The following is a 5,316-nucleotide window of genomic DNA, read 5'->3' as shown; positions in this document are numbered from 1 at the left end:
TTCGTGACCTGATCGGCGAGCGGCCGATCTTCCGACGAGAACAGGCGGTCGGGTTGTCGACGACTGCCTATCTGCTGGCCAAGGTCGCGGTGTTCTGCGCATTCGCGACCGCCCAGGCGGCCGTCGCAACGATCATCGTCCGCTTGGGTAAAGGTGCGCCCACTGCGCATCCACCGTTCTTCGACGACGCGACGTTTTCGCTGTTCGTCACCGTTGCCGCAACATGCGTGGCCTCGGCCATTCTCGGTCTGATGCTCTCGGCGATCGCACAGTCCAACGAGCAGATCATGCCGTTGCTAGTGGTGTCGATCATGTCGCAGCTAGTTCTTGCCGGCGGAATGATTCCGGTGACCGGCCGGGCGGGGCTCGATCAGATGTCCTGGCTGACCCCCGGGCGTTGGGGTTACGCCGCCGGCGCATCCTCGATCGACTTCCCGGGCCTGGTGAAGGTCAAGCAGATTCCGACCAACGACCCGATCTGGCAGCACTCCAAGCACATCTTCCTGCTGGACATGGGCATGCTGGCAGCGCTGTCGCTGTTCTACGCCGGATACGTGCGCTGGACTATCCGGCTCAAGCGTTAGCCAAGCTGGCCAGCGCATACTCGCTGACCGCGATCAAGGCGTCGGTCGCGGATCTGCGGTCGCGGGCATCGACGTTGATCACCGGGACGTGGGCAGGCAAGGTCAGCGCCTTACGCACCTCGGCTGCGGGATACCTTGGCGTGCCGTCGAATTCGTTGACCGCGATCAGGAACGGCAGGTTGCGATGCTCGAAGAAGTCGACGGCGGCGAAGCAGTCCTGCAAACGCCGGCAGTCCACCAGGATCACCGCGCCGATCGCACCGCGCACCAGGTCGTCCCACATGAACCAGAATCGGCGCTGGCCGGGCGTACCGAACAGATAGAGCACCAGATCCTCGTCGAGGGTGATCCGGCCGAAGTCCATGGCAACCGTGGTGGTCCGCTTCTCCGGGGTGGCGTCCACCATGTCGACGCCGGCAGAGGCGTCGGTGACCATCGCCTCGGTGCGCAGCGGCATGATCTCCGACACCGAGCCGACGAATGTGGTCTTGCCCACGCCGAAACCGCCGGCGATGACGATTTTGGTGGACGCGGTGTCGCGCGACTTGTGCATTGGGGCGACCCTGGCATCAGAGCGCTCGTAGACCACGGAGCGTCCTTCCTATCAGTTCGCGGCGTTCATCACCGGTGGAGCGTTCGGTCAACGTCCGATTAACTCGAAGGTAGCCCGAAGTCACCAAATCACCGACCAACACGCGCGCGACACCCAGCGGCAGATCTAACCGAGCCGATATTTCGGCCACCGACGGGCTTTTGCGGCACAGCTGCACGATTCTGTCCCGCACATCGCCCCGCGGCCACCGGTGGAACGTGGCCGACTGCAAGGCCTGCACCGGCGCTTCCAACGGGATGTCGACCGTGGCCTTCGTTCGGCCTGCCGTCAGGGTGTACGGCCGGACCAGACTCGCCTCAACTGGCGGCGGCTCGGGGTCCAACGGCTGACGATTGTCCATGACCGCTCACGAGTTCAGCGGGGCACGCCGCGACGACTGGACCACGTTGCCCACCCGTTCGACAAGCACCGCCATCTCGTATCCGATCTGCCCGATGTCGCATGACGTCGCGGCCAGCGTGGCCAGATGCGAACCGTCACCGACCTGCATCAGCAGCAGGTAGCCGTTTTGCATCTCCACCACCGACTGCAACACCTGGCCACCCTCGAACAGCGCAGCGGCGCCGCTGGCCAGGCTGGCCAGACCTGACGACACCGCCGCCAGCTGGTCGGCACGCTCCTTCGGCAGCCGCTCGCTGGCCGCCATCAGCAGTCCGTCAACGGATACCAGGATGGCGTGCGACACCCCGCGGACTTCACGGGCGAAGTTCGACACCAGCCAGTCCAGGGAGTTGTCGGCGGGCACGGATTGAAAACCAGCGGTCATTCGGGTCCTTGGTCGTTGTCACGGGCGTGCGACCGCGCTGCGCGGATGCCGCCGAAATGGCTGCTCATCGAGGCGCGCACGGCCTCCGGGTCGCGCAGCGGAGCCCGATGCGCGGGGGTGCGGCTCGCGCCGGTGGTGGTGCCGGCGGTAGTGCCGTTGTTGTCGTCGGCGCGGTGGTGCGCGTTTCCGTTCGACTCGCCACCGCCGGGCACCAGCCGTGCGCCGGGTTCGCGCACTGGCAGGCCCTGCTCGGTGTGTCGCTGCACGGGCGTGTTCTCCACTTCGGCGGCAGCCGACCAGCCCCGGTCCCACACCGTCTGCCAGTCCAGATCCGGGCTGCGCGCCAGCTCGCGCGGGTCGACCAACCATTCGGAGAGCATCTGTTTGTAGATCAGATCGTCCGCGGGCGACTCGGGCGGCGGAGGGGCTTCGGCCGCCCAAACGTCCTCGACCGGGGCCGCCGGCACGGCCGGCTCGGCTTCGGGCCGATTCCGGCTTTCCCGGCTCTCGCGGTTGAATCGGACCCGCGAGCCGAAGAACGACGAGGTGTTCGAGGCCGGCTGTGCCACAGGTGGTTCCCCGGCGGGCTCGGCAGTCTCCGCCGGAGCGGCCGACGGCTCGGGTTGCGGCGGCGACGCGGCCGGTACGCCGACGATCCCGCTGCCGCCGGGCCTGCGCCGCGGCAGCAGGCTGATCGACGACTCGGTCGAGAGCAAACCGTTTCGTTCCGAGGTGTCCTCGCGCTCGGCCGGCAATTCGGGCTCTGCCAGCGGCTCGGGCCACGTGGAGACGGGCGCTGCCGCCACCGGCTCGGTTTTGCGCGGCGCTGCCGTGCCCGCGTCCGCACTCGCCAGCACGGTCGACGGCAGATAGACCTCGGCGGTCGTGCCCGACCGCGTCTCCTCGATCGACGAGGCGCGCAGCCGAACCCGGATGGCGTGCCGGTCGGCCAGCCGGCCGACCACGAAGAGGCCCATGTGGCGGGCACTGTCGGGGCTGACCTCTCCCCCCGCCTGCAGGCGCATGTTGGCGATGCGGCGGTCGCCGTCGGTCATGCCCAGCCCGACGTCGACGATCTGCAGCAGCACCGCCCCGTCGCTGCGGAAGCCCGCCGACACCCGAACCGGCGATCCCGGCGGCGAGTAGCGCAGCGCGTTGTCGATCAACTCCGCGAGTAGATGGGCGATGTCACCGGAAACCGCTCCCACGAGCATGCAATCGGGCACCATCGACGTCTCGACCCGTCGGTAGTCCTCGACCTCGGAGGCGGCCGCGTGGATGATCGACGCCAGCGGCGCAGCCGTGCGCTGATCCCGGCGCGAGCCCTGCGCGCCGGCCAGCACCAGCAGGTTCGCGCCGTTGCGGCGCATCCGGGCGGCCAGGTGGTCGAGACGGAACAGGCTGTCGAGTCGCTCGGGATCTTCTTCATTGCGCTCGAGGCGGTCGATCAGCGAGAGCTGCTGGTCCACCAGCGACCGATTGCGCCGCGACATCGTCTCGAACATGTCGTTGACCAGGTGCCGCAGTCTGGCTTCGTCGCCCGCCAAAAGTAAGGCCTGGATGTGCAATTCGTCGACTGCGTGCGCAACTTGACCGATTTCTTCGGTGGTGTGCACCGGCAACGGCTCGGGCGGCGACTCGTCGCCGGCCCGCACCCGGGTGATCTCCCGCTCGAGGTCTTCGTGGGCGACTTTCAGGGCGCCGTCGCGCAGCACCCGCAGCGGCTGGATCAGCGAGCGCGCGACCAGCAACACGATGACCAGCGCGGCGGCCAGGGCGGACAACACCAGGACGGTGTCTCGGATCGCGGCATTGCGACGGTTGTGGGCCTGGTTCTCGACGGCCTTGGTCACCTTCCCGGTGATGTCCTTGATGATCCGCCCGGCGATTTCGTCGGTGGTCTGCACCGAGCGCAGCAACGCCGGGTTGTTCACCAGCTGCTGCGCCGGATCGGACATCAGACCCATCCGCGTCACCATCTGCTGCTGCAGCATCTTGGCCTCCGGAGAGCCGACACCCAGCACTTCGGCCATACCGAACAGGGTCGACGGCTCAGTACCCGCCAGAGTGATCATCGACGTGCGCAGTTCGGGCTCGGGCAGTTCAGCACCGCGTGCGATCAGCACCTGCTGCATCATCATCTGGCCGCGGGCGCCGATCGCCCGGCTCAGACCCTGCGCCTGGGCCCGGATCTGTTCGTTGTCGACGCGAACCGACCCGTCGATCGCGTTCTCGGCGGTCAACAGGATGGGCGCGTAGGTCGTCACCCGTGCACGCAGTCCGAGGGTGTTCGACTCGACATTGTCGAGCAGGGACTGCCCGCCGTCCAGCATCGCGTCGATGCCGGCGGCCACGTCGGGCGCGACGTTGGTGCCGTGCAATCGGGCCTCGAGCTCACTCTTGCGGGCGTCGTAGTTCTTTTTCGCGCCGTCCGCATCGCCACCGGTCGAGCCCGCCAGCAATGCGACGTCGAGCGCCGACATGTATTTAGTAATGGCCGGAACCATCTCGGCACGGTCGGCGGCCAACCGCAGCCGATGCGCGTCGCTGAGCGCACCCGCAACACGAAATCCGCCGAATACCATTGCCAGCAATAATGGCAGCGCCACAATGGCGAGGACTTTCCACCTGACCGGCCAATTTCGCACCGACCACGAAGCCGGCCGTTTCACCGAGGCCGACTCGTCGCCGGTGCTACCCGTCGGCTCGTTTCTCCACGACGAGATCGACCGCTTGGCGCGGGCAAACATGGTCACCGGAACAGCGCGGTGTGAGCGTCCGCTCCGCTGAATCGCAGTAATAGCGCGTCGTTCATTGGGACTTCCTGCTAATTGCGCTCACCCCGAGCGACGGGCAAGCCTTACACGCCTGGCAATTCAGCGAGTATGCCAGGCTGTGGCGGCAGTGACCACAATTCTTACTGAACAGACAGAGTTCAGCGAAGCGCCAGCGGCTCTGCCTCAGATAGCCGAGCAAATAATCTCCGCAGCCAGCGCCACCAACGGCGGCGGGTATCCGACACCCGGGTCCCTACGCTTACCCGGTTACCGTGTGTTGTGTTCAGGCTGCTGTTTTACTCGCAGCTCATCACCTTAGCCACGAAGAGAGGCCCAGGGCCTTGAGGTTCCCAACACCTTGGCAATTGGGCAGGTAGGACGCAGTACTCGTAAGTGCTGCGGCCGGGGCCACCGCCATAAGGGGCCGAACACCACCAACACCACAAGGCAGCAAGACCACAAGAGAGCGAGAGAGATTATTGGATATTACGGTCGGCGGGAGCCAGTGTTCCGCTGTCGGGTGAGCCACTGTTCCGGTTGGGACTGGGCCACCGTGGCGGTGCGGGCTGAGCCGTG

6 protein-coding genes are annotated in these 5,316 nt (G+C 66.6%); 2 read left to right on the top strand and 4 right to left on the bottom strand.

The window, feature by feature from the left end; translation table 11 throughout:
• On the top strand, window positions 1–584 hold a 584-nt coding region (locus tag AC2VOU_RS17445; protein WP_486958500.1), incomplete at its 5' end, for an ABC transporter permease.
• Here the strand turns inward: AC2VOU_RS17445 and AC2VOU_RS17440 are convergent.
• Genes AC2VOU_RS17440 through AC2VOU_RS17425 form a run of 4 tightly spaced genes read right to left on the bottom strand, consistent with a single transcriptional unit; the run spans window position 574 to window position 4,572 of the window.
• On the bottom strand, window positions 574–1,137 hold the full coding sequence (locus AC2VOU_RS17440; RefSeq protein WP_486958499.1) for a GTP-binding protein: 564 nt from the start codon (window positions 1,135–1,137) through the stop codon (window positions 574–576). The genes AC2VOU_RS17445 and AC2VOU_RS17440 overlap by 11 nt on opposite strands.
• A 16-nt stretch (window positions 1,138–1,153) precedes the next feature.
• Window positions 1,154–1,537, bottom strand: a complete 384-nt coding sequence (locus tag AC2VOU_RS17435) for a DUF742 domain-containing protein (RefSeq protein ID WP_486958498.1) — start codon at window positions 1,535–1,537, stop codon at window positions 1,154–1,156.
• A 6-nt stretch (window positions 1,538–1,543) separates the two neighbouring features.
• On the bottom strand, window positions 1,544–1,963 hold the full coding sequence (locus tag AC2VOU_RS17430) for a roadblock/LC7 domain-containing protein (RefSeq protein WP_486958497.1): 420 nt from the start codon (window positions 1,961–1,963) through the stop codon (window positions 1,544–1,546).
• Window positions 1,960–4,572, bottom strand: coding sequence for a sensor histidine kinase (locus AC2VOU_RS17425; protein WP_486958496.1), 2,613 nt, complete (start codon window positions 4,570–4,572; stop codon window positions 1,960–1,962). The genes AC2VOU_RS17430 and AC2VOU_RS17425 overlap by 4 nt, the downstream gene beginning before the upstream one ends.
• A 1-nt stretch (window position 4,573) precedes the next feature.
• Here AC2VOU_RS17425 and AC2VOU_RS17420 point away from each other — a divergent pair, with 1 nt between their 5' ends.
• Window positions 4,574–4,753, top strand: a complete 180-nt coding sequence (locus AC2VOU_RS17420) for a hypothetical protein (protein WP_486958495.1) — start codon at window positions 4,574–4,576, stop codon at window positions 4,751–4,753.
• Window positions 4,754–5,316 lie beyond the last annotated feature (563 nt).

This window comes from Mycobacterium sp. TH-M25 (genome assembly GCF_057473665.1).
Note: the sequence above shows the minus strand (reverse complement) of the source record. Positions and strands in the feature narration are given on the sequence as shown.

Bases quoted from the DNA above. Each gene is read 5' to 3' on its own strand.
- AC2VOU_RS17440 (WP_486958499.1), bottom strand. From the start codon at position 1,137: ATGCACAAGTCGCGCGACACCGCGTCCACCAAAATCGTCATCGCCGGC.
- AC2VOU_RS17435 (WP_486958498.1), bottom strand. From the start codon at position 1,537: ATGGACAATCGTCAGCCGTTGGACCCCGAGCCGCCGCCAGTTGAGGCG.
- AC2VOU_RS17430 (WP_486958497.1), bottom strand. From the start codon at position 1,963: ATGACCGCTGGTTTTCAATCCGTGCCCGCCGACAACTCCCTGGACTGG.
- AC2VOU_RS17420 (WP_486958495.1), top strand. From the start codon at position 4,574: ATGGCGAGGACTTTCCACCTGACCGGCCAATTTCGCACCGACCACGAA.